A 22,140-nucleotide genomic window follows, 5' to 3' on the forward strand; every position below is an offset into this window, starting at 1 on the left:
AGAGGCGCCTTCCGGCGCCTTAATTTATTTCACGCCGTACTTATCAAACCATGCCAGCATACGCCGCCAGCCGTCGATGGCCGACGGCGCATGGTAACTGGCGCGGTAATCGGCATTAAACGCATGTCCCGCATCGGGGTAGACCATAATCTCCGCAACCGCGTTGGCGGCGCTGACCGCCTGGCGCATGGCATCAATACTCGCCTGCGGAATACTGGTATCCTGCCCGCCGTACAAACCCAGCACCGGCGCGGTGAGCTCCGCGGCGACATCCACCGGATGGCGTGGCGTAGTCAGGGTTTTGTCACCCACCAGTTTGCCATACCAGGCCGTCGCCGCCTTGAGCTGCGGATTATGGGCGGCATACAGCCACGCGATTCGCCCTCCCCAGCAAAAACCGGTGATCGCCAGGCGCCGGCTGTCGCCGCCATGGCGCGCCGCCCAATGCGCGGTATGATCCAAATCGGCCATCACCTGAGAATCCGGTACCTTGCTGACCAACTGTTGGAATAATGTAGGAATATCATCATAAGCGCTCGGATCGCCCTGGCGGAAATAAAGCTCCGGGGCCACGGCCAGATAGCCCTGTTTTGCCAGGCGGCGGCACAGGTCGCGGATATGCTCATGCACGCCAAAAATTTCCTGGACGACCAGCACTATCGGAAAGCGTTCGCCATCCCCGGCGGGACGCGCCATATAGGCCGGCATTTCCTTACCCTGGGTGGTAATCGTCGTCATGGCCGCAATCAGCCCGATGTCGTCGGTATGGATCGCAGAGGAAGCCGGTGTACCGGCGGCCGGCGCAAATCCGGCGCGGGAGGTTACCGAAGCGATGGTGTCGTCAGGAGTCATTGGGATACCTTGGTTATCCAGTGATTGCAGCCCTTATTATAGTCAAGTCGGCGGGTTATTGAACCGTCGAGAACGGCCATTTTTTTGCATGGAAAAGCTTTCTAAATAGGTGATAAATATCACGTCACCGGCGAAAAGAGCTTTTTTTTAAAGTTTTTATGGTTTTTGTTAGTTAAGGTCAGCTTGGTTTAACAGATAAGAATATTTTAAGTATTTAGTTTATCTATTGCTTCTGACAGGAATATTTCAATATGGTTAATATGGACACTGTATATATAAATCACCACCCCCCCGCCTTGGCGGATGGCTTTCTTCACCTCCGTGGATCACATTGCCTTGATAGATTAAAAAACAGCCTAAAAGAGATTGTGAATAGCGTAATAAGCATGGCCAATTCATTTTATTATATAAGCCAGATCGCCTTCGCTGCCGAACATTTATGTGAGCGAATGTATTTCCGTAAAATGTCAACTCTTATGAAATACGTAGGAAATGTGACTCATTTTTGCGCTAACGGGGGCCTTTTTATGCAGAAAATGCCGGCAATAGGCGGGTTCGCCCTAAATGCAACCGAGCATTATCCGGGCCATGGCCCTAGAAATCAGGATATGCCCCTTGTCGGCATGATTAAATTTATCACCCATAGCCATTTACCTGATCTTATTAATAGAATAGTAAACCCCGAACATGAGAAAGCATTTTGCGTCCCGTTGAGTATGGCCGAACTGGTGAGCAAGAGCACACATGATATTATCAATCTCGTTGAGAAAGAAAAAAACGACTATGAAAAAGGTCTGTTTTTTTTAAAAGCATTGCAGAAATCAGTGGCTTTTTTTATTCAAGCGAAAAATTTAATAGATAATATAGTGGCCGCATTCAAATTCCTAAGCGGTAAGATAAATACAGCTATTGAGCGTGCAGTTTTGACGATAAAAGATCTTATCATCAATCCTTTTTTTGATGCGCTGAAAAATATGACGCAAAAGATATTCCTCTTGCTCAGCCACCTTTTTATGCAGCCATCGAGGCAATGAAGATAATTTTGACGTGGTAATAATAACGCAACAAGTGAGTAGTTTATTTATATTCACGTACTAAAGTTTGCAGGATGAGACAAATTCTGCCGGGTGTTTTTACAATTTTAAAGGTTTTTTCATGACGATATCCATTGCCCATCTACCCCCACCGGTGGCGATCGGCGTAAACGCCGCCGCCGATAACGCCCCCAGCGGTTTGGCGGGTATGCTGAAAATGGTCAGGAACGGTGTCGACACCCTGTCCACCATTGCGCCACAACTGGTCACACTCATGCAAGGCGCGGCGCTCGGTTGCGCCGTTATCGGGCTCGGGTCCAGTCCCCTGGCCGCTTCATTCGCGGGAGCCGGGAGGGCATTCGTGATTGCGGGAACGGTAAGCGGTTCGATGGCTATCCTGGCCAAAGTCTATGATTATCTTGCCGACGCGGTGCAAAAAGGCGCATCGCCCCTACTGGAGGAAATAACCTCTTTCTCCCGGGAAACGTTATACCCTATGCTGCAAACCTGCCTTGATAAAGTGAGCGAGATGATGAATGTCGGCGCGGGAGTCGTTCGTGAGTACTTAGCGGCATGTATTAGTGAACATCCCATAATCAACTATCTGCTGATAACCTTCTCTATGTCCTAACGTGTTTGGGGAGGGGGATATAGAGCTGATTTCCCCGGCCGGTGAGCCTCCTTTCGGGGAATGGCTCTCTCTATAAATATCTCGGCCGGTTTGGGCGCCATTAATCTTACTTATATAGCGCCCAATAAAAATAGCATTAAATGAAAATTGTCTTTGACGAAAATGCAACGTTCATTCAAAGTGCTGCGCTTGAATTATATTCCGTATTCTCATTTTTTGCATTTCACTACCCAGAAAAAGGATATTTCCTTTTATGATAGCCAAGAAACTATTATCAGGAGTAATTAATAGCTATGTTAAAAGGGCAGGCCTTATCAAATTCCATGTCACGGGAGAATTGTCATGTATATCTCTGCCAGTCATTCCATGCCAGACAGTACTGTAGTCCCAAAAACCACTGAACAAAACAGCGGTCCGGGCAAAAAGATATTAGCCAAACGTGTTTTCGGGGTTAAAAACGCTCCGGAGGCCTCCGCCACCTCGCCCTTTACGGCCGTCGCCCGCTTCGCGCAAAAAATAGTTAACGCCAGCGGGCTGACGAAACTGGTCTCGGGGCTTGCCGGCGTCGGCAACGCGGTGGGGCGCCTGTTCGGTATCGGCCGCGAGGTCTCGTCAGTCGCGTCTTTGTTTGCTACAGGAATAAAAGTTGCGCAATACGGCGTCCAGAAACTGCTGTATGAGGTGATGTCCCTGATGAAAGAGCAGGCGTGGACCATAATCGGTACCTGGCTGAGGGGAATCATCGACGATGGGGGGCATATGACGCCTTATGAGGTCTTCGCCAGCCTGATTACGGCCATTCGGGACAATGAGAAAATGAAGCTATTGTTCCATGAGGTGGCGACGGCTTAGCCTGTCTCAGTGAATGTGACATGCCACCGGACAATGGCGGATAAAAAATGGATAATGTCGATATTATCTGCGTGCTAACATTTTATTCTCAGAGGTATCTGCCATGTCCGCTTCCGATGTCTTTCATCTTGGCCTGACGCATGCCGATCTGCGCGGCGCCACCCTGGCCATCATTCCCGGCGATCCGCAGCGGGTGGAGAAAATCGCCCGTTTGATGGACGATCCCGAGCCGCTGGCCAGCCACCGCGAATTCACCTCCTGGCGCGCGGGTCTTGCCGGTCAGACGGTGATTGTCTGTTCCACCGGCATCGGCGGCCCGTCCACCTCCATCGCCGTCGAGGAATTGGCGCAATTGGGCATCCGGACATTTTTGCGGGTGGGCACCACCGGCGCCATACAGCCGCAAATCCCGGTAGGGGATGTGCTGGTGACCACCGCCGCGGTGCGACTCGACGGCGCCAGCCTGCATTTCGCGCCCATGGAATATCCCGCGGTGGCCGATTTCGACTGTACCACCGCGCTGGTGACGGCGGCCCGGCGACTCGGGGCCGGGGTCCATATCGGCGTTACCGCCTCGTCGGATACTTTTTATCCGGGGCAGGAAAGGTATGACACCTTTTCGGGACGGGTGGTCAGCCGCTTCAAGGGGTCCATGCGCGAATGGCAGGAAATGGGGGTGATGAATTATGAAATGGAATCCGCCACCTTATTGACCATGTGCTCCACCCAGGGGTTACGCGCCGGCATGGTGGCGGGGGTGATCGTCAACCGCACCCAACAGGAAATCCCCGACGCGTTGACGATGCAGCAAACGGAAAGCGCGGCGGTAAGCATTGTGGTTGAAGCCGCCCGGCTGCTGCTTGCCTGAGCCTTTTTCGCGGCCGGGATAAAATTCCCGGTCGTTTGCCCCCTGTTTAATCTACCCGCGCTTTATCATGGCATCATAGGATACAAACTCCCCCTACCGGTCTTCCCGGTACTTTACCGCCCTGCGCCAAGGGAGCCGCCTTGTCATTGGATGAAATCATTGCCCATACCACCGAATTTGTCCGCCAGCAGCAATTCTGGGCCATTCCGCTCGTGTTTATTCTCGCTTTTGGCGAATCCCTGGCGTTTTTATCGCTGCTGCTGCCCGCCACCGTCATTTTGCTGGCGCTGGGCGCACTTATCGGCGAGGCCGGCATTGCTTTCTGGCCGGTCTATGCCGCGGCGGTGGCCGGGGGTTTTTTTGGCGACTGGCTCTCCTATTGGCTGGGATATCATTACCAGGAGCGGCTAGAGCATCTCTGGCCGTTTTCCCGGCATCCCCATATGCTGGCGCGCGGGCAGGCCTTTTTCGACCGCTGGGGTATCGCCGGCGCCTTTTTCGGGCGTTTTTTCGGCCCGCTGCGCGCGGTGGTGCCGTTGGTAGCCGGCATTTGCGGCATGCCCAGATTCTATTTCCAACTGGCCAATCTCGGCTCGGCCGCGGTCTGGGCTTTCGGCCTGCTGGCGCCCGGGGCGTTTGGCATCCAATGGCTTAGCCGTTTCATCGGCTGATAAAACCCGCTGGACATCTATACAGTTCGCCCTTAACGTGGCAGTCAGTATTGTTTTAGGCGGAGGTAACATGGATTTCAGCCTGTTTTACGGCCTGGGCGGCTTGGCAATCGGGGTGCTGGCCGGTCTGCTTATCGCCGCGACCCGTTATCAGCGGCAGCAGGGGCGCGCTGAGGCGGAGCTGCGCCTGCGCACGCAATCTCTGGCGACGGCGCAGCAGGAGGTGGAACGTGCGCAGGCCGCTTATCGCCAGTGCGAGCAGCAGCTGCGCGCCGCTGAGCGGGAGATGCGCGACCTGTACGGGCGTCTCGCCACCGCCGAGGAACGGCTGGCGCCGTTGGCGCACTGGCGCGGCGAATGCGAGCAACTGAACCAGGAACTGCGGGCGCAGCGCGAGGTGAACAGCGCGCAGGAAGCGGAACTGCGCGAAGTCACCATTCGCCTGGAGGAAACCCGTCTGGCCGCCGAGGAAAAACAGCGCCTGCTGGTCAACAGCGAGCAGCGGCTGGCGGCGCAGTTTGAAAACCTGGCCAACCGGATCTTCGAACAAAGCGGGCGTAAAGTGGATGAACTCAATCGGCAAAGCCTGGATTTGCTGCTTATCCCCCTGCGCGAGCAGTTGGACGGCTTTCGCCGGCAGGTCCAGGACAGTTTCGGGCAGGAGGCGCGCGAGCGCCATACCCTCACCCATGAAATCCGCAGCCTGCAGCAGCTTAACGCCGAAATGGCGCGGGAAGCGGTTAACCTTACCCGCGCGTTGAAAGGCGATAACAAAACCCAGGGCAATTGGGGCGAGGTGGTATTGAGCCGGGTGCTGGAAGCCTCGGGACTGCGGGAAGGGTATGAATACCAGACCCAGGTGAATATCCAGGTCGATGCTGTCCACCGCATGCAGCCCGACGTGATCGTGCGCCTGCCGCAGGGCAAGGATGTGGTCATCGACGCCAAAATGTCCCTGGTGGCGTATGAACGTTTTTTCAACAGCGATGACGACCTGGAGCGCCAGGCCGCGCTGCTGGAGCATATCAATTCGCTGCGCGGGCACATGCGTTTGCTCGGCAGAAAAGATTACCAACAATTGCCTGGTTTACGCTCGCTGGATTATGTGTTGATGTTTATCCCCGTCGAACCGGCCTTTATGCTGGCTATAGATAAGCAGCCGGAGCTGATTGGCGAGGCGCTGAAGCAGAATATCATGCTCGTCAGCCCGACTACGCTGCTGGTGGCGCTGCGCACCATTAATAACCTGTGGCGCTATGAGCACCAGAGCCGCAACGCGCAGCATATTGCCGAGCGGGCGGCGCGGCTGTACGACAAAATGCGGCTGTTCGTCGACGATATGACCGCCGTCGGCCAAAGCCTGGACAAAGCGCAGGCAGTCTATCGCCAGGCCATGAATAAACTGGCGCAGGGGCGTGGTAATCTCATCAGCCAGGCTGAAGGGTTCAGGGCGCTCGGCGTTGAAATCAAACGTCCGATCAATCCGGTCCTGGCGGAGGAATCCGGGCGCCAACCCTATACCGACCCGCCGGGGGAAGGGGCGGTCTCAGGGCTGTATGACGATGACGGCGCGCTGTCCGCGGACGAAGCGGGCGGGCGCGGCGGCGATCTGAAACCCGGCGGGGATGAATTAACGCCGCCGGTTGACGGGGACGCCCCGGCGGCGGAGACTTCGCACCGGGAGCAGGAAGAATACCCGCTCAGGTAGGGGGTGTCGGAGTGGGGCTTTCAGCCCGCTTCTGTTACACTTCTCTGATAACTGATCAAGCAGGGCATAAAAACATGGCAGATGAAGACCAGCGTGAAACGACCCATTTCGGCTTCCGCACCGTTGCTAAGGACGAGAAGGCGGTCATGGTGGCGGATGTCTTTCATTCCGTTGCGGCAAAATATGATTTGATGAATGACCTGATGTCGTTTGGCATCCACCGTCTGTGGAAACGTTTCGCCATTCATTGCAGCGGCGTGCGCCGCGGGCAGAAGGTTCTGGATCTGGCCGGCGGCACCGGCGATCTGACCGCCAAGTTTTCCCGCCTGGTGGGCGAGGAGGGCGAAGTGGTGCTGGCCGATATCAATGATTCCATGTTAAAGGTGGGCCGCGAAAAGCTGCGTAACAAAGGCATCATCGGCAACGTGCGTTATGTGCAGGCCAATGCCGAGGCATTGCCGTTCCCGGACGACACCTTCGATTGCATCACCATCTCGTTCGGATTGCGTAACGTGACCGAAAAAGAGCAGGCGCTGCGCTCCATGTACCGGGTGCTTAAGCCGGGCGGACGCCTGCTGATCCTGGAATTCTCCACGCCATTGTTCAAGCCGTTGAACAAGGCCTACGACCTCTACTCCTTCCATGTCTTGCCGCGCATCGGCGAGATGGTGGCGCGCGACGCCGGCAGCTACCGTTACCTGGCCGAATCCATCCGCATGCATCCGGACCAGGAAACGCTGAAAGCCATGATGCTGGACGCCGGTTTTGACAGCGCCGAATATTTTAATATGACCGGAGGTATCGTTGCCCTGCACCGCGGTTACAAATTCTGATCGGGAAATGACATGCTGATGTTATTGATTACCGCAACGCTTGAAACCGCGCTGAAACGCCTGCTGTATAAAGATGGGTTTTTGAAGCCGGCACGCCAACGCCTGAAGGGCAAGGTGCTGCGCTTTGAGCTGGCCGAACTGGACAGCCCGGTTATCCTGGTGTTCGGCGAGAGCCAGGCGGATGTATTGGCCGCCTGGGACGGACCGGCCGACTGTACCGTCAGAACGCACTTCTCCGCCCTGCCGGCCCTGCGCCGGCGCCAGCAGTTGCCGTTATTAATCAAACAAGGCTCACTGGACGTAGACGGGGATTTGCAGGTGGTGCAGCAGTTTGTCGCGCTGCTGGACATGGCCGAGGTAGACCCGGCGGAGCTACTGGCGCCTTATGTGGGCGATATCGTCGCCGAAGGCTTGACACAAAAATTACGCGCCCATGCCTGCGGGCTGCGACGGCGCCTGGGCGAACAGCAAACCCGGCTGGGCCAGGCGGTAACCGAGGAGTGGCGCTTATCGCCTTCCTCCCTGGAGCTGGCGTGGTTCAGTGACGAAGTCGATGCGATAGACCGCGCTGGGGCCGCCTTAACGGCCCGCCTGGCAAAACTGGAGTCCGGCCGATGATTGTGGGAGAACTGCGTCGCCTTTATTTTATCGTGCGGGTGCTGCTCAGTTACGGGCTGGACGAGCTGATTCCCAAAATACGCCTCACCCTGCCGCTGCGCCTGGGACGCCGGCTGATATTCTGGCTTCCCAATGAGCATCTTGATGAGCCGTTGGGGGTCCGGTTGCGCCTGGCGCTTCAGGAACTGGGGCCGGTTTGGATCAAGTTCGGCCAGATGTTGTCGACCCGGCGTGATTTGTTTCCCCCGGTGATTGCCGATCAGCTGGCCATGCTGCAGGATCGGGTCAAGCCTTTCGACGGCGCGCTGGCGCGCCAGCATATTGAAAAAGCCATGGGACAGCCGCTGGAGGCCTGGTTCGATGATTTCGATCAGGTCGCCCTGGCATCGGCTTCTATTGCCCAGGTGCATACCGCGCGTTTAAAAGAAAACGGCAAAGAGGTGGTGATCAAAGTGATCCGCCCGGATATCATGCCGATGATCAAGGCCGATATGCGCCTGATGTACCGCCTGGCCAGCTGGCTGCCCCGGCTGTTGCCGGACGGCCGCCGCCTGCGGCCGGTGGAAGTGGTGCTGGAATATGAAAAAACCCTGCTTGATGAACTGAACCTGCTGCGCGAAACCGCCAACTGCATCCAGCTGCGGCGCAACTTCGAGAACAGTCCGATGCTGTATATCCCCGAGGTTTACCCGGATTATTGCAGTGAAACCATGATGGTGATGGAGCGCATCTACGGTGTGCCGGTTTCCGACGTGGCGGCGCTGGAAAAACAGGGAACCAATATGAAATTATTGGCGGAACGCGGCGTGCAGCTCTTCTTTACGCAGGTGTTTCGTGATAGTTTTTTTCATGCGGACATGCATCCCGGCAACATTTTCGTCAGTTTTGAACATCCGGACGACCCGCAGTATATCGGGATAGATTGCGGCATCGTCGGCTCGCTGAATAAAGAAGATAAGCGCTATCTGGCTGAGAATTTTATTGCGTTTTTCAATCGCGATTACCGTAAGGTGGCGGAACTCCATGTAGATTCGGGCTGGGTGCCGCCCGATACCAACGTGGAGGATTTTGAGTTTGCCATCCGTACCGTGTGTGAGCCCATATTCGAAAAACCCCTGGCGGATATTTCCTTCGGCCACGTCTTGCTGAATCTGTTCAACACCGCCCGGCGGTTTAATATGGAAGTGCAGCCGCAGCTGGTATTGCTGCAAAAAACGCTGCTCTACATTGAGGGTATCGGCCGCCAGCTTTATCCGCAGCTGGATTTATGGAAAACGGCCAAACCCTTCCTGGAAACCTGGATCAAGGATCAGGTGGGTATCCCGGCTATTTTGCGGGCGATGAAGGAAAAGGCGCCGTTCTGGGCGGAAAAACTGCCCGAACTGCCGGAACTGATTTATGAAGGATTCAAGCATCATAGATCGCTGCAAAAGAGCGTCGACAAGCTGACCGTCGAGCTAAAAGGACAGCACGTCCGGCAGGGGCAGGCGCGGTTTTTATTCGGTATCGGCGCCACGCTGCTGCTGTGCGGTACTTTTTTATTATCATTGGGTAACGAGATGTCATCGTTTCCCGCCTGGTTAATGGCTGCCGGCATAGTAAGCTGGATCGTTGGCTGGAAACGCACTGCGTAAATTTTGCGGGTCCGGCAAAATCCGGTAACTCGAATTAACCCCTAAACAGAGGTAATATCATGGGCGGCATCAGTATTTGGCAATTATTAATTATCGCGGTCATCGTGGTGCTGCTATTCGGCACCAACAAGCTGCGCGGCATGGGCGCGGATTTGGGCGCGTCCATCAAGGGCTTCAAAAAGGCCATGAACGATGATGACAAACCTGCTCCGCGGGACACGGATAAAACCGACCAGGATGCTGACTTTGCGGCGAAGACCATCGCACAACCGCAGCAGCCTCAACCCCAGCAATCCCAGCCGCAGCCGCAGCAATCCCAGCCGGCGCAGCAACCCCTTCAGCCGCAGCCGCCGCGGCCGGACGAAACGGTAAACAAAGACAACAAGCAGGTATAAGCTGTGTTTGACATTGGATTTGGTGAACTGGCCCTGGTGTTCGTGATTGGGCTTGTGGTTCTCGGCCCCGAGCGTTTGCCCGTGGCCGTGCGTACCGTGGTCGGTTGGGTCAGGGCGCTACGCTCGCTGGCCTCCACGGTACAAAACGAATTGAGCCAAGAGCTTAAGCTGCAGGAATTGCAGGACAGCCTGAAAAAAGTCGAGCAGGCCAGCAAGGATAACCTGTCGCCGGAACTGAAAGCCTCAATGGAAGAGCTGCGCGAAGCGGCCGATTCCATGAAAAAAAGCTTTCACAGCAAAATGGTTCCCGATAGCGAGACCACGCCCCAGACGATCCATAACCCGTTGATAACCGATCCGGAAGCGATTCATGACGGCGTGACGCCGGCGGAAGGCGCAACTCAAGCAGACGCGCCGCCGATGGCGCCGGCGGCGACACCCGGACCGATGACGGCCGAAGCGCCGACAACGCCCAAGCCGGCCCAGGCCGAAGCGCCGACAATGTCCCAGCCGGCCCAGGCCGAAGCGCCGACAACGTCCAGGCCGGCCCAGGCCGAAGCACCGCCGGCGACGCCCACGCCGGCCAATAACGGCCCGTTCCCACATGATGCTACCCTGCTCCGGCACGGACAGGCTCCGGCGCCGGACAGCGCGGCCGCCCCCACACCCCTTAAAAATAATGATCGCGAATAATGGCCGTTGAAGATACCCAACCGCTTATCAGCCATTTAATCGAGCTGCGTAAGCGTTTACTGTACTGCATTCTCAGTGTGCTGGCGGTGTTCCTGGCGCTGGTCTATTTCGCCAATGATATCTATCAGATCGTTTCGGCACCTTTGATCAAACATTTGCCGGCCGGCGCCAGTATGATCGCAACCGATGTGGCGTCGCCGTTTTTTACGCCTATCAAGCTGACGATTATCGTTTCGGTATTTGCTTCCGCGCCCCTGCTGCTGTACCAGGTCTGGGCCTTTATCGCGCCGGCGTTATATAAGCATGAACGGCGTCTGATGATGCCGCTGCTGTTCTCCAGCACGCTGTTGTTTTATGCGGGCATGGCCTTTGCTTATTTTATCGTCTTTCCACTGGCCTTTAGCTTCTTTGCCCAAACCGCGCCGCGCGGGGTGTTGATCGCCACCGACATCAATAATTACCTCGATTTTGTCATGGCGCTGTTTATGGCCTTCGGCGTGTCGTTCCAGGTGCCGATAGCCATAGTGCTGTTATGCTGGACCGGCGTGGTCACACCCGACGATCTGAAGAAAAAACGGCCTTATGTACTGGTCGGCGCCTTTGTGGTCGGTATGCTCTTGACGCCGCCGGACGTTTTTTCCCAAACGCTGCTGGCGATCCCGATGTACCTGCTGTTTGAAATCGGCCTTTTTTGCGCCCGGTTTTACGTCGGCAAAGGACGGCGCGGCCAGGAGGGCACATCGGACGACAATACCGAAGATCCCCAGGATGGGGACTAAGCGTCGTTTGTCAGCTTCTGAACCGCCCTTTCGGGCGGTTCTGGTTTTAAACAGAATAATCTAAACGCCGCCAGCGTCACGGACGGCGTTATTCAGGAGAAAGACTATGAGCACTGTATTTGGCAACTTCCCCCATCGCCGCCTGCGCAGGGTGAGACGCTATGATTTCAGCCGCCGCCTGGTGGCGGAAAACCATCTGTCCGTCAATGATCTGATTTATCCGGTATTTGTCATGGAAGGCAAACAGCGCCAGCAGGAAGTGCCGTCCATGCCGGGAGTGTATCGCATGACGCTTGATCTGCTGATCAAGGAAGCGGAAGCGGTGGCCAAGCTGGGTGTGCCGGTGCTGTCGTTGTTTCCGGTTATTGAAGCGCCCTACAAATCGCTGCTGGCGGAAGAAGCCTATAATCCCGAGGGCCTGATTCCGCGCACTATCCGCGCGCTGAAAGACGCGGTACCGGAATTGGGGCTGCTGACCGATGTCGCGCTGGATCCCTACACGACCCATGGCCAGGACGGCATCATCGACGACCAGGGTTATGTGATTAACGACATCACCAAGGAAATCCTGGTGCGCCAGGCGCTGTGTCACGCCGAAGCGGGCGCGGAAATCGTCGCGCCCAGCGATATGATGGATGGGCGCATCGGCGCGATACGCGAAAAATTCGAGCAGCAGGGATTGGTCAACAATCAGATCATGGCGTATTCGGCGAAATATGCGTCTTGCTATTACGGCCCGTTTCGCGATGCGGTAGGCTCAAGCGCCAACCTGAAGGGCGGCGATAAAAAAACCTATCAAATGGATCCGGCCAATAGCGACGAAGCGTTGCAGGAAGTGGCGCAGGACCTGCAGGAAGGCGCCGATATGGTGATGGTGAAACCGGGCATGCCTTATCTGGATATGATCCATCGGGTGAAGGAAACCTTCGGCGTGCCGACCTTTGCCTATCAGGTGTCCGGCGAGTACGCCATGCATATGGCGGCGATCCAGAACGGCTGGCTGCAGGAAAAACCGGCCATCATGGAATCGCTGCTGTGCTTCAAGCGCGCCGGCGCCGACGGTATCCTGACCTACTTCTCCAAACGCGTCGCCCAATGGCTGCATGACGATCACCTGAGGCGCTGAATAAACAAGCCGCTCCTTCGCAACGCGTCAGCGGGCGGCTTAGTCCTCAGGGGCTAATTCCCGGCGGTTTATCAGGCTACAAAATCTTTTGAAACTGTTTGTTGTCTATGCTTTGACAGACCTGTTTGTTGAGGAAATTGAGCAGCAGCATGGAGCGCGCTTCGCCGTCGGGCTCGCTATAAATCGCCTGGAGCCCTTCGAAGACGCCGTCGGTAATCACGACCAGATCGCCGACATACGGCGTTTGCGGGTCGGTCACCCCTTCGTAGGCATGATCGCGCAGCTCCTCGATAACCTCGGCCGCAATGGTCACCGGCAGGTTGCCGAAACGCACGAAATGGCTCACGCCGCGGGTGGCGCTGATGGTGGTGGTATGGATACGTTCCGGATCAAACTCAATAAACAGATAGTTGGGAAACAACGGCTCGCTGACGGTCGTGCGTTTGCCGCGGACGATTTTTTCCAGGGTGACCATTGGACTCATACACGCCACCGCCTGTCTTTCCAAGTGCTCTTTCGCCCTCATCATCTGGCCGCGTTTACAATACAATAAATACCATGCTTCCATAATCTGATGCACCCCTATCTCCGGTGGCCCAGCATAACAAAGGCCCCCCTAAATAAACAGCGTGACATTATTATAGGCCGCAGCGCGCGGCTCATAAAAAAACAGCATATTTACCATCAATTTTGACAAAAGGGCGGCATGGCTGTTAAACAGACTTTATAATGCAAATATAACCCGGCATCCGATGACGCTATGAAATACCGAGACTTGCGCGATTTTTTATCCTTGCTGGAACAGCGGGGAGAATTGAAACGAATCACCCTGCCCATTGATCCCTATTTGGAAATGACGGAAATCGCCGACCGTACCCTGCGCGCGGGCGGGCCGGCGCTGCTGTTTGAACACCCCAAAGGCTATGCCATGCCGGTGCTGTGCAATCTGTTCGGCACGCCGGAACGGGTGGCGCTGGGCATGGGCCAGGAGAGCGTGGCGGCGCTGAGGGAGGTGGGGGAGCTCCTGGCCTTCCTGAAAGAACCGGAGCCGCCAAAAGGCTTTCGCGATCTGCTGGATAAGGCGCCGAAATTCCGCCAGGTGCTGAATATGCCGACCAAACGGCTTAGCTCCGCGCCGTGCCAGGAGCAAATCTGGCAGGGCCAGGATGTCGATCTCGGCCGTATTCCCATTATGCACTGCTGGCCGGGCGACGTGGCGCCGCTTATCACCTGGGGCCTGACGGTCACTCGCGGACCGCACAAGGAACGCCAGAACCTGGGCATTTACCGCCAGCAGGTGCTGGGTAAAAACAAAGTCATCATGCGCTGGCTGTCGCATCGCGGCGGCGCGCTGGACTTCCAGGAATGGCGCGCGGTCCATCCGGGCGAACGTTTTCCGGTGGCGGTGGCGCTGGGCGCCGATCCGGCCACCATCCTGGCCGCCGTCACGCCGGTGCCCGACAGCCTGTCCGAATATGCGTTCGCCGGCCTGCTGCGCGGCTATAAGACCGAGGTGGTAAAGTGCATCTCCTGCGATCTCGAGGTGCCCGCCAGCGCCGAAATCGTGCTGGAAGGATATCTTGAACCGGGTGAAACGGCTCCCGAAGGCCCTTATGGCGATCACACCGGCTATTATAACGAAGTGGATGAGTTCCCGGTATTCACCATTACCCATATCACCCAGCGGCGGAACGCCATTTATCATTCCACCTACACCGGCCGGCCGCCGGATGAACCGGCGGTCATGGGCGTGGCGCTTAACGAAGTCTTCGTTCCCATTTTACAAAAACAGTTTCCGGAAATCGTCGATTTTTACCTGCCGCCCGAAGGCTGTTCCTACCGCCTGGCGGTAGTGACCATCAAGAAACAATATGCGGGCCATGCCAAACGGGTCATGATGGGGGTGTGGTCGTTTCTGCGTCAATTCATGTATACCAAATTTGTCATCGTATGCGATGATGATATCAACGCGCGTAACTGGCAGGATGTTATCTGGGCCATCACGACCCGGATGGACCCCGCGCGCGATACGGTGTTAATGGAAAATACGCCGATAGATTACCTGGATTTTGCCTCGCCGGTTTCCGGATTGGGTTCAAAAATGGGAATGGACGCCACCAACAAATGGCCGGGGGAAACCTCGCGCGAGTGGGGCACCCCGATTCGCATGGACGACGGGGTTCGCGCCCGCGTTGATGCGTTGTGGGACGAACTGGCCATATTAAAAGACAGTGGTAAAGGGCGATGATAGTTACAGCCCTCCATTCCATTTTGCTTATTAGCCCGACAGAGGGAATGCATGACAACATTGACCTGTAAGGTCACTTCCGTGGATGCCATCACCGATACGGTATATCGGGTATGCCTGGTCCCGGAAGCGGCTTTTAGTTTTCGCGCCGGTCAGTATCTGATGGTAGTGATGGATGAACGCGACAAACGCCCCTTTTCCCTGGCGTCGACGCCCATGGAGAACGCGATAATCGAGTTGCATATCGGGGCTTCCGAACTGAATCTGTATGCGATGGCCGTTATGGATCGCATCTTGAAAGATCGTGAAATTACCGTCGATATCCCGCATGGCGAGGCTTGGCTGCGTGACGATACCGAGCGGCCCATGGTCCTTATCGCCGGCGGCACCGGTTTTTCTTATGCCCGCTCAATCCTCCTGACCGTGCTCGCCAATCAACCTGAGCGGGAAGTGGCTATTTATTGGGGCGGCAGGGAGTTGCAACATCTCTACGATCTGGGCGAACTGGAAGCGCTGACCCTGCTGCATCCGCGCCTGAAAGTGGTGCCGGTGGTCGAACAGCCGGACGAAAACTGGCAGGGCCGGACCGGAACGGTGCTCAGCGCGGTGCTGCAGGACTACGGTTCCCTGGCGGCGCACGATATCTATATCGCCGGCCGTTTCGAAATGGCTAAAATCGCCCGCGAGCGTTTTTGCGCGGAACGCGACGCCATTCCCGGCCGGATCTTCGGCGATGCGTTTGCCTTTATCTGATCGCTGCGGCGGGAGGGTTCATCCGCCGGGACGCTATGCTAAGATGGCGGCAATTGCGCGGTAAAATAAGGTCAGACCATGGAATCTTTTTCTACTCTTTACCAGGACCATCTCGCGACGCTGCAAAAACGCACGCGCGAGGTGCTGGCCCTGCATAACCTGGATGCGCTGCTGATCCATTCCGGCGAACCGATCACGGCGTTCCTCGACGACCATGATTACCCTTTTAAGGTCAATCCACAGTTCAAGGCCTGGCTGCCGGTCACCGGCGTGCCGCATTGCTGGCTCTGGGTCGACGGCGTCAATAAGCCCAAACTTTGGTTCTATGCGCCGGTCGATTATTGGTACAGCGTCGAGCCGTTGCCTGAGAGTTTCTGGACCCCTTTCATCGATATCATCCCGATTGCGAATCCCGACGATATCGGTTCATTGCTGCCGTCCGGACGCGGCAACGCGGCCTATATTGGCTCGTCGCCGCAAAGGGCGTCGTCCCTGGGCCTGAAAGCCGACCAGCTTAACCCCCAACCGGTACTGGATTATTTCCACTACCACCGCGCCTATAAGACCGATTACGAGCTGGCCTGTATGCGCGAGGCGCAAAAGACCGCGGTCATAGGGCATCGGGCGGCGCATGAGGCCTTTCAGGCCGGCATGAGCGAGTTCGATATCAATATTGCTTACCTGTCGGCAACCGGCCATCGTGATATCGATGTACCCTACGGCAACATCATTGCCCTGAATGAGCACGCCGCGGTATTGCACTACACTAAACTCGATCAGCGCCTGCCCGAGCGGGTACACAGCTTCCTGATTGACGCCGGTACCGAATACAATGGGTATGCGGCCGACCTGACCCGTACCTACGCGGCGCAAAAAGATTCCGAGTTCGCTCAGTTGGTCGCCGCCATGAATACCGAGCAGCAGGCCCTTATCGGTACCATGGAGGCGGGCGTCAATTACATTGAATATCATATCCAGATGCACCGGCGCATCGCCCGTCTGCTGGCCCGGTTTGATCTCGTGACCGGTCTTGATGAAGAGACCATGGTGAGCGAAGGCATCACCGGCCCGTTCCTTCCCCACGGGCTGGGACATCCGCTTGGGCTGCAGGTGCATGACGCCGGCGGCTTTTTGCAGGACGATCGCGGCACCCGCCTGGCGGCGCCGGCCCTGTACCCTTATCTGCGCTGTACCCGCGTTATGGAACCGCGCATGGTGATGACCATCGAACCGGGTTTCTATTTTATTGAATCACTGCTTGCCCCGTGGCGCGCGGGCAGCTTTAGCCGGCATTTCAACTGGCGGCGCATCGAACTGTTTAAACCCTATGGCGGTATCCGTATCGAGGATAATATCGTTATCATGGATAAGCAGATCGAAAATATGACACGCAATCTGAAACTGGCATAATGCACGCCTATTTTGTTCCCGCGGCGCCGGTAACGGCGTCTATGGAGATCAAAAAAAGCCGCTTTATCACCCTCCTTGCCCCCACCCCGGGCATCGAGGCCGCCAGGGAGCTGATCCGGCAAAGCCGCTGCGAGCATCCCGGGGCGGCCCATCATTGCTGGGCGTATATCGCCGGGCCTCCGCAGGATTCGCAACAGCTTGGTTTTTCCGATGACGGCGAGCCGTCGGGAACCGCCGGCAAACCTATGCTGGCGCAACTGATGGGGTCGGGACTCGGCGAGATTACCGCGGTGGTGGTGCGTTACTATGGCGGCATCAGGCTTGGCACCGGCGGGCTGGTGAAGGCCTACGGCGGCGGCGTGCGGGAGGCGTTACAACGCATGGCCTGCACGCAGAGGGTTCCCCAGGCCGAGTTTATGGTGTCATGTCGTTATGAGCAGCAGGCCTGGATTGACGCGGTGGTCAACCAGACCGGGGGACGCGTCGTCCAGTGCGATTATGGCGAATCCATTATACTCAGGGTAGCCATTCCTATCGCCCGGGTCGCAATGGCCGAGGAAAAGCTGCGCGATCTCAGCCGGGGGGCATTGCAATTAGCGCCCGTTGCGCAATAGCTCCATACCCGGCCACAGTTAAATAAAATATTAAGGATCGTGCTGAAATGCATTTTCGCGCCATAACCCGTATTGTCGGCCTACTGGTCATGCTCTTCTCGGGAACGATGATTGTTCCCGGCCTGGTGGCGCTGATCTACCGTGACGGCGCCGGCAGCGCTTTTACGCAAACCTTTTTTTTCGCCCTATTGATTGGATTGGTATTATGGTTGCCCAATCGTCAGCAGAAACATGAGCTGAAATCACGGGAGGGGTTTCTGATAGTCGTCCTGTTCTGGACCGTATTAGGCAGCGTAGGGGCCTTGCCGTTCTTGTTTGCCGAACATCCCGATTTGTCGGTAACCGATGCGTTTTTTGAGTCGTTTTCCGCCCTGACCACCACCGGCGCCACCTCCCTGGTGGGGCTGGACGGCCTGCCCAAGGCCATCCTGTTCTACCGCCAGATGCTGCAGTGGTTCGGCGGCATGGGTATCATCGTACTGGCGGTGGCGATCCTGCCGATTCTCGGCGTCGGCGGCATGCAGCTTTACCGCGCCGAAATGCCCGGCCCGCTGAAAGATAACAAAATGCGACCGCGGATCGCCGAAACCGCCAAAACGTTATGGCTTATCTATATCACCCTGACCATCGCCTGCGCGCTGGCGCTGTGGGGCGCGGGCATGTCGGTTTTCGATGCCATCAGCCATAGCTTTTCCACCATTGCGCTGGGGGGCTTTTCCACCCACGATGCCAGTATCGGCTATTACAACAGTCCGATGATCAACACCATCGTAGCGGTGTTCCTGCTGATTTCCGGCTGCAACTACGGTCTGCATTTCGCCGTGCTGAGCGGCCATAACCTGCGGGTCTACTGGCGCGATCCGGAATTCAGGATGTTTATCAGCGTGCAGTTTATCCTGGTAATGGTGTGTACGCTGATCCTCTGGCGCTACGATGTGTACCAAAGCGGCTTGCAAACCCTCAACCAAGCCTTTTTCCAGGTGGTTTCCATGGCGACCACTGCCGGCTTTACTACCGACAGCATCGCCCGCTGGCCGTTGTTCCTGCCTATTTTGTTGCTTTGCTCGGCATTTATCGGCGGCTGCGCCGGTTCGACGGGCGGCGGTTTGAAAGTAATCCGTATCCTGCTGCTGTACCTGCAGGGTTCGCGGGAACTGAAGCGATTGGTCCATCCCAACGCCGTCTATACTATCAAGCTCGGCAACCGTGCGCTGCCGGAGCGTATCCTGGAAGCGGTCTGGGGGTTCTTTTCCGCGTATGTATTAGTCTTTATCGTCAGCATGCTGGCGATTATCGCCACCGGCGTTGATAATTTTTCCGCCTTTGCCGCCGTGACCGCGACGCTGAACAACCTGGGTCCCGGCCTGGGGGTGGTGGCGGAAAATTTCTCCTCCATGAACGCGGTGGCGAAATGGATTCTGATCCTGACCATGCTGTTCGGCCGCCTGGAGGTCTTTACCTTGCTGGTATTGTTTACCCCGACGTTCTGGCGCGAATAACCGAGGATTTGTTATGTACACTCTGATTCTGTATTCCACCCGGGATGGGCAGACGCTGAAAATCGCCCGGTTTATCGCCGAACGCCTTATCGCGGATAATCACGCCTGCGATGTTGTCGACCTGGGCCTGGCTGGGCAATGCGATTTGCAACGTTACGATCGGGTGCTGATCGGGGCCGCGATCCGCTACGGACATTTTGCCGCCGAGCTGCATGATTTTATCAAACAGCACCTGGATTGGCTTAACCGGTTGCCCAGCGCGTTTTTTGCCGTCAACCTGACCGCCCGCAAAGCGGATAAACGCACGCCGCAAACCAATGCCTATACACGCAAATTTCTCGCGGCTACGCCCTGGCGACCGGATAGTTGCGCGGTTTTCGCCGGTGCGCTGCGCTATCCGCGCTACCGCTGGTTCGATCGTGTCATGATCCAGCTGATCATGCGCATGACCGGCGGCGAAACCGACAGCACAAAAGAAGTGGAATATACCGACTGGCAACAGGTGGGCGATTTTGCCCGCGGTTTTGCCGGGTTAACCGGTAAAAACGGGCTCAAGTCACGAGAAACGCATCAGTTTGTCGAAAATTAAACCAATCAACTTAAAATAAGCAATTAGCGCTTGTCACGCTGCGGGAATTCCCTATAATGCGCCTCCACTGACCGGGAACAAACGCTAACGCGACGCCGGGTCGGGAAGGGAAAAGCGCCCGGTACGGGCAAATAAAAGCTTGACTCTTCAACGGGAAAGCGTAATATACGCAACCCGCGCCGGGTGAGTTTTGTTATCACGCTGGCCATGCTCTTTAACAATTTATCAGACAATCTGTGTGGGCACTCACAAGACCGTATCGAAACACAAAAATACCAAGTCTTGAAGAGTGAACAAACAGTTAATTCATAAGATTAACAGTATGACAATCTTTGAGCATCAAGCTTTTAATTGAAGAGTTTGATCATGGCTCAGATTGAACGCTGGCGGCAGGCCTAACACATGCAAGTCGAGCGGCAGCGGAAAGTAGCTTGCTACTTTGCCGGCGAGCGGCGGACGGGTGAGTAATGTCTGGGGATCTGCCTGATGGTGGGGGATAACTACTGGAAACGGTAGCTAATACCGCATAACGTCGCAAGACCAAAGTGGGGGACCTTCGGGCCTCACGCCATCGGATGAACCCAGATGGGATTAGCTAGTAGGTGAGGTAATGGCTCACCTAGGCGACGATCCCTAGCTGGTCTGAGAGGATGACCAGCCACACTGGAACTGAGACACGGTCCAGACTCCTACGGGAGGCAGCAGTGGGGAATATTGCACAATGGGCGCAAGCCTGATGCAGCCATGCCGCGTGTGTGAAGAAGGCCTTCGGGTTGTAAAGCACTTTCAGCGGGGAGGAAGGCGATAAGGTTAATAACCTTGTTGATTGACGTTACCCGCAGAAGAAGCACCGGCTAACTCCGTGCCAGCAGCCGCGGTAATACGGAGGGTGCGAGCGTTAATCGGAATTACTGGGCGTAAAGCGTACGCAGGCGGTCTGTTAAGTCAGATGTGAAATCCCCGGGCTTAACCCGGGAACTGCATTTGAAACTGGCAGGCTAGAGTCTCGTAGAGGGGGGTAGAATTCCAGGTGTAGCGGTGAAATGCGTAGAGATCTGGAGGAATACCGGTGGCGAAGGCGGCCCCCTGGACGAAGACTGACGCTCAGGTACGAAAGCGTGGGGAGCAAACAGGATTAGATACCCTGGTAGTCCACGCTGTAAACGATGTCGATTTGAAGGTTGTGGCCTTGAGCCGTGGCTTTCGGAGCTAACGCGTTAAATCGACCGCCTGGGGAGTACGGCCGCAAGGTTAAAACTCAAATGAATTGACGGGGGCCCGCACAAGCGGTGGAGCATGTGGTTTAATTCGATGCAACGCGAAGAACCTTACCTACTCTTGACATCCAGAGAAGTTTGCAGAGATGCGAACGTGCCTTCGGGAACTCTGAGACAGGTGCTGCATGGCTGTCGTCAGCTCGTGTTGTGAAATGTTGGGTTAAGTCCCGCAACGAGCGCAACCCTTATCCTTTGTTGCCAGCACGTAATGGTGGGAACTCAAAGGAGACTGCCGGTGACAAACCGGAGGAAGGTGGGGATGACGTCAAGTCATCATGGCCCTTACGAGTAGGGCTACACACGTGCTACAATGGCGCATACAAAGAGAAGCGAACTCGCGAGAGTAAGCGGACCTCACAAAGTGCGTCGTAGTCCGGATTGGAGTCTGCAACTCGACTCCATGAAGTCGGAATCGCTAGTAATCGTGGATCAGAATGCCACGGTGAATACGTTCCCGGGCCTTGTACACACCGCCCGTCACACCATGGGAGTGGGTTGCAAAAGAAGTAGGTAGCTTAACCTTCGGGAGGGCGCTTACCACTTTGTGATTCATGACTGGGGTGAAGTCGTAACAAGGTAACCGTAGGGGAACCTGCGGTTGGATCACCTCCTTACCGAAATAGATACTAGATTGTGTAGTGTCCACACAGATTGTCTGATAACTGTAATGAGCAAACAGCTCGTATGGTTTTTTTTGCGAAGCAGCACTGCTTCGTGATCCTATCTTTGTCCCCTTCGTCTAGTGGCCTAGGACACTGCCCTTTCACGGCGGTAACAGGGGTTCGAACCCCCTAGGGGACGCCATATCCCGCTGTCTATTTCAGAGCACACTCTTATGAGTATGCTGCGAAATACATGCTCTTTAACAATCCGGAACAAGCTGAAAATTTGAAAAAAAACATGCTGAGCAAAATCAGTATGCGATTCTCTCAAAGCAAGCAAACCTAATGATTGCCGTGTCGATGGCAATCTCTGTAGCCCAGGCGAGGGTTTACTCTCACCAGGGTGAGACTGTGCGAACAGTGTCAGGGCAAGGCGCACGGCGCGCAGCCAGCG

The 22,140-nt window shown here is 56.0% G+C and carries 21 protein-coding genes, 1 tRNA gene and 1 rRNA gene; 21 read left to right on the top strand and 2 right to left on the bottom strand.

Annotated elements, in window-relative coordinates:
• Positions 1-24: 24 nt before the first annotated feature.
• Positions 25-852: a dienelactone hydrolase family protein gene (locus tag ACL2XF_RS21980; RefSeq protein ID WP_410013089.1), complete on the bottom strand. Its 828-nt coding sequence runs from the start codon at positions 850-852 to the stop codon at positions 25-27.
• Positions 853-1,103: 251 nt separating this feature from the next.
• Here ACL2XF_RS21980 and ACL2XF_RS21985 point away from each other — a divergent pair, with 251 nt between their 5' ends.
• From ACL2XF_RS21985 to hemB, 13 genes are all read left to right on the top strand, one after another.
• A complete protein-coding gene (locus ACL2XF_RS21985) occupies positions 1,104-1,886 on the top strand; it encodes a hypothetical protein (RefSeq protein WP_413727532.1) in 783 nt (260 codons plus the stop codon).
• Between the two features lie 121 nt (positions 1,887-2,007).
• The gene (locus ACL2XF_RS21990) at positions 2,008-2,517 is read left to right on the top strand and encodes a hypothetical protein (protein WP_413721643.1); all 510 of its coding nucleotides are present in this window, start codon (positions 2,008-2,010) and stop codon (positions 2,515-2,517) included.
• Between the two features lie 342 nt (positions 2,518-2,859).
• Positions 2,860-3,369: a hypothetical protein gene (locus ACL2XF_RS21995; RefSeq protein WP_413727533.1), complete on the top strand. Its 510-nt coding sequence runs from the start codon at positions 2,860-2,862 to the stop codon at positions 3,367-3,369.
• Positions 3,370-3,472: 103 nt separating this feature from the next.
• Positions 3,473-4,237 (top strand): uridine phosphorylase, encoded by a 765-nt coding sequence (gene udp, locus ACL2XF_RS22000; RefSeq protein ID WP_410013093.1) that lies wholly within the window; start codon positions 3,473-3,475, stop codon positions 4,235-4,237.
• 140 nt (positions 4,238-4,377) lie between these two features.
• Entirely contained in the window at positions 4,378-4,908 is a 531-nt protein-coding gene (locus tag ACL2XF_RS22005; protein WP_410013094.1) for a DedA family protein, read from the top strand.
• A gap of 70 nt (positions 4,909-4,978) precedes the next feature.
• On the top strand, positions 4,979-6,616 hold the full coding sequence (gene rmuC, locus ACL2XF_RS22010) for a DNA recombination protein RmuC (protein ID WP_413721642.1): 1,638 nt from the start codon (positions 4,979-4,981) through the stop codon (positions 6,614-6,616).
• Between the two features lie 74 nt (positions 6,617-6,690).
• Entirely contained in the window at positions 6,691-7,449 is a 759-nt protein-coding gene (gene ubiE / locus ACL2XF_RS22015) for a bifunctional demethylmenaquinone methyltransferase/2-methoxy-6-polyprenyl-1,4-benzoquinol methylase UbiE (protein WP_331120775.1), read from the top strand.
• 12 nt (positions 7,450-7,461) lie between these two features.
• Positions 7,462-8,067, top strand: a complete 606-nt coding sequence (gene ubiJ / locus ACL2XF_RS22020; protein WP_413721640.1) for a ubiquinone biosynthesis protein UbiJ — start codon at positions 7,462-7,464, stop codon at positions 8,065-8,067.
• Positions 8,064-9,701: a ubiquinone biosynthesis regulatory protein kinase UbiB gene (gene ubiB / locus ACL2XF_RS22025; RefSeq protein ID WP_410013097.1), complete on the top strand. Its 1,638-nt coding sequence runs from the start codon at positions 8,064-8,066 to the stop codon at positions 9,699-9,701. The genes ubiJ and ubiB overlap by 4 nt, the downstream gene beginning before the upstream one ends.
• A 59-nt stretch (positions 9,702-9,760) precedes the next feature.
• Positions 9,761-10,096, top strand: a complete 336-nt coding sequence (gene tatA, locus ACL2XF_RS22030; RefSeq protein WP_413727534.1) for a Sec-independent protein translocase subunit TatA — start codon at positions 9,761-9,763, stop codon at positions 10,094-10,096.
• 3 nt (positions 10,097-10,099) lie between these two features.
• Positions 10,100-10,789, top strand: coding sequence for a Sec-independent protein translocase protein TatB (gene tatB, locus ACL2XF_RS22035; RefSeq protein WP_413727535.1), 690 nt, complete (start codon positions 10,100-10,102; stop codon positions 10,787-10,789).
• Entirely contained in the window at positions 10,789-11,568 is a 780-nt protein-coding gene (gene tatC / locus ACL2XF_RS22040; protein WP_410013099.1) for a Sec-independent protein translocase subunit TatC, read from the top strand. Before tatB ends, tatC begins: the two co-directional genes overlap by 1 nt.
• A 106-nt stretch (positions 11,569-11,674) precedes the next feature.
• Positions 11,675-12,694 carry a porphobilinogen synthase gene (hemB, locus tag ACL2XF_RS22045; RefSeq protein WP_410013100.1) on the top strand — a complete coding sequence of 340 codons (1,020 nt, stop codon included), beginning with the start codon at positions 11,675-11,677 and terminating at the stop codon, positions 12,692-12,694.
• A gap of 76 nt (positions 12,695-12,770) precedes the next feature.
• Here hemB and rfaH read toward each other — a convergent pair whose 3' ends face one another.
• The gene (gene rfaH / locus ACL2XF_RS22050; protein ID WP_413728846.1) at positions 12,771-13,262 is read right to left on the bottom strand and encodes a transcription/translation regulatory transformer protein RfaH; all 492 of its coding nucleotides are present in this window, start codon (positions 13,260-13,262) and stop codon (positions 12,771-12,773) included.
• 192 nt (positions 13,263-13,454) lie between these two features.
• Here rfaH and ubiD point away from each other — a divergent pair, with 192 nt between their 5' ends.
• The 8 genes from ubiD (at position 13,455) to ACL2XF_RS22090 (ending at position 21,888) form a co-directional block, all read left to right on the top strand.
• Positions 13,455-14,942: a 4-hydroxy-3-polyprenylbenzoate decarboxylase gene (gene ubiD / locus ACL2XF_RS22055; protein ID WP_413727536.1), complete on the top strand. Its 1,488-nt coding sequence runs from the start codon at positions 13,455-13,457 to the stop codon at positions 14,940-14,942.
• A 51-nt stretch (positions 14,943-14,993) separates the two neighbouring features.
• Positions 14,994-15,695 carry an NAD(P)H-flavin reductase gene (gene fre / locus ACL2XF_RS22060; protein WP_410013102.1) on the top strand — a complete coding sequence of 234 codons (702 nt, stop codon included), beginning with the start codon at positions 14,994-14,996 and terminating at the stop codon, positions 15,693-15,695.
• Between the two features lie 78 nt (positions 15,696-15,773).
• Complete coding sequence (gene pepQ, locus ACL2XF_RS22065) at positions 15,774-17,105, top strand: Xaa-Pro dipeptidase (RefSeq protein ID WP_410013103.1); 1,332 nt, start codon at positions 15,774-15,776, stop codon at positions 17,103-17,105.
• The gene (locus tag ACL2XF_RS22070; protein ID WP_413727537.1) at positions 17,105-17,719 is read left to right on the top strand and encodes an IMPACT family protein; all 615 of its coding nucleotides are present in this window, start codon (positions 17,105-17,107) and stop codon (positions 17,717-17,719) included. Before pepQ ends, ACL2XF_RS22070 begins: the two co-directional genes overlap by 1 nt.
• Before the next feature lie 47 nt (positions 17,720-17,766).
• On the top strand, positions 17,767-19,218 hold the full coding sequence (gene trkH, locus ACL2XF_RS22075; RefSeq protein WP_410013105.1) for a Trk system potassium transporter TrkH: 1,452 nt from the start codon (positions 17,767-17,769) through the stop codon (positions 19,216-19,218).
• Between the two features lie 13 nt (positions 19,219-19,231).
• Complete coding sequence (hemG, locus tag ACL2XF_RS22080; RefSeq protein ID WP_410013106.1) at positions 19,232-19,807, top strand: menaquinone-dependent protoporphyrinogen IX dehydrogenase; 576 nt, start codon at positions 19,232-19,234, stop codon at positions 19,805-19,807.
• A 348-nt stretch (positions 19,808-20,155) separates the two neighbouring features.
• Positions 20,156-21,698: ribosomal RNA gene (locus ACL2XF_RS22085) — 16S ribosomal RNA — on the top strand.
• A gap of 114 nt (positions 21,699-21,812) precedes the next feature.
• Positions 21,813-21,888, top strand: a tRNA-Glu gene (locus tag ACL2XF_RS22090).
• Positions 21,889-22,140: the final 252 nt, after the last annotated feature.

Origin of the sequence: Sodalis sp. RH19 (genome assembly GCF_047324215.1) — a bacterium.
GTDB lineage: Bacteria > Pseudomonadota > Gammaproteobacteria > Enterobacterales > Enterobacteriaceae > Acerihabitans.

Coding starts and splice junctions, on each gene's coding strand:
- ACL2XF_RS21980 (WP_410013089.1), bottom strand. CDS start 852: ATGACTCCTGACGACACCATCGCTTCGGTAACCTCCCGCGCCGGATTT.
- ACL2XF_RS21985 (WP_413727532.1), top strand. CDS start 1,104: ATGGTTAATATGGACACTGTATATATAAATCACCACCCCCCCGCCTTG.
- ACL2XF_RS21990 (WP_413721643.1), top strand. CDS start 2,008: ATGACGATATCCATTGCCCATCTACCCCCACCGGTGGCGATCGGCGTA.
- ACL2XF_RS21995 (WP_413727533.1), top strand. CDS start 2,860: ATGTATATCTCTGCCAGTCATTCCATGCCAGACAGTACTGTAGTCCCA.
- udp (WP_410013093.1), top strand. CDS start 3,473: ATGTCCGCTTCCGATGTCTTTCATCTTGGCCTGACGCATGCCGATCTG.
- rmuC (WP_413721642.1), top strand. CDS start 4,979: ATGGATTTCAGCCTGTTTTACGGCCTGGGCGGCTTGGCAATCGGGGTG.
- ubiE (WP_331120775.1), top strand. CDS start 6,691: ATGGCAGATGAAGACCAGCGTGAAACGACCCATTTCGGCTTCCGCACC.
- ubiJ (WP_413721640.1), top strand. CDS start 7,462: ATGCTGATGTTATTGATTACCGCAACGCTTGAAACCGCGCTGAAACGC.
- ubiB (WP_410013097.1), top strand. CDS start 8,064: ATGATTGTGGGAGAACTGCGTCGCCTTTATTTTATCGTGCGGGTGCTG.
- tatA (WP_413727534.1), top strand. CDS start 9,761: ATGGGCGGCATCAGTATTTGGCAATTATTAATTATCGCGGTCATCGTG.
- tatC (WP_410013099.1), top strand. CDS start 10,789: ATGGCCGTTGAAGATACCCAACCGCTTATCAGCCATTTAATCGAGCTG.
- hemB (WP_410013100.1), top strand. CDS start 11,675: ATGAGCACTGTATTTGGCAACTTCCCCCATCGCCGCCTGCGCAGGGTG.
- rfaH (WP_413728846.1), bottom strand. CDS start 13,262: ATGGAAGCATGGTATTTATTGTATTGTAAACGCGGCCAGATGATGAGG.
- ubiD (WP_413727536.1), top strand. CDS start 13,455: ATGAAATACCGAGACTTGCGCGATTTTTTATCCTTGCTGGAACAGCGG.
- fre (WP_410013102.1), top strand. CDS start 14,994: ATGACAACATTGACCTGTAAGGTCACTTCCGTGGATGCCATCACCGAT.
- pepQ (WP_410013103.1), top strand. CDS start 15,774: ATGGAATCTTTTTCTACTCTTTACCAGGACCATCTCGCGACGCTGCAA.
- ACL2XF_RS22070 (WP_413727537.1), top strand. CDS start 17,105: ATGCACGCCTATTTTGTTCCCGCGGCGCCGGTAACGGCGTCTATGGAG.
- trkH (WP_410013105.1), top strand. CDS start 17,767: ATGCATTTTCGCGCCATAACCCGTATTGTCGGCCTACTGGTCATGCTC.
- hemG (WP_410013106.1), top strand. CDS start 19,232: ATGTACACTCTGATTCTGTATTCCACCCGGGATGGGCAGACGCTGAAA.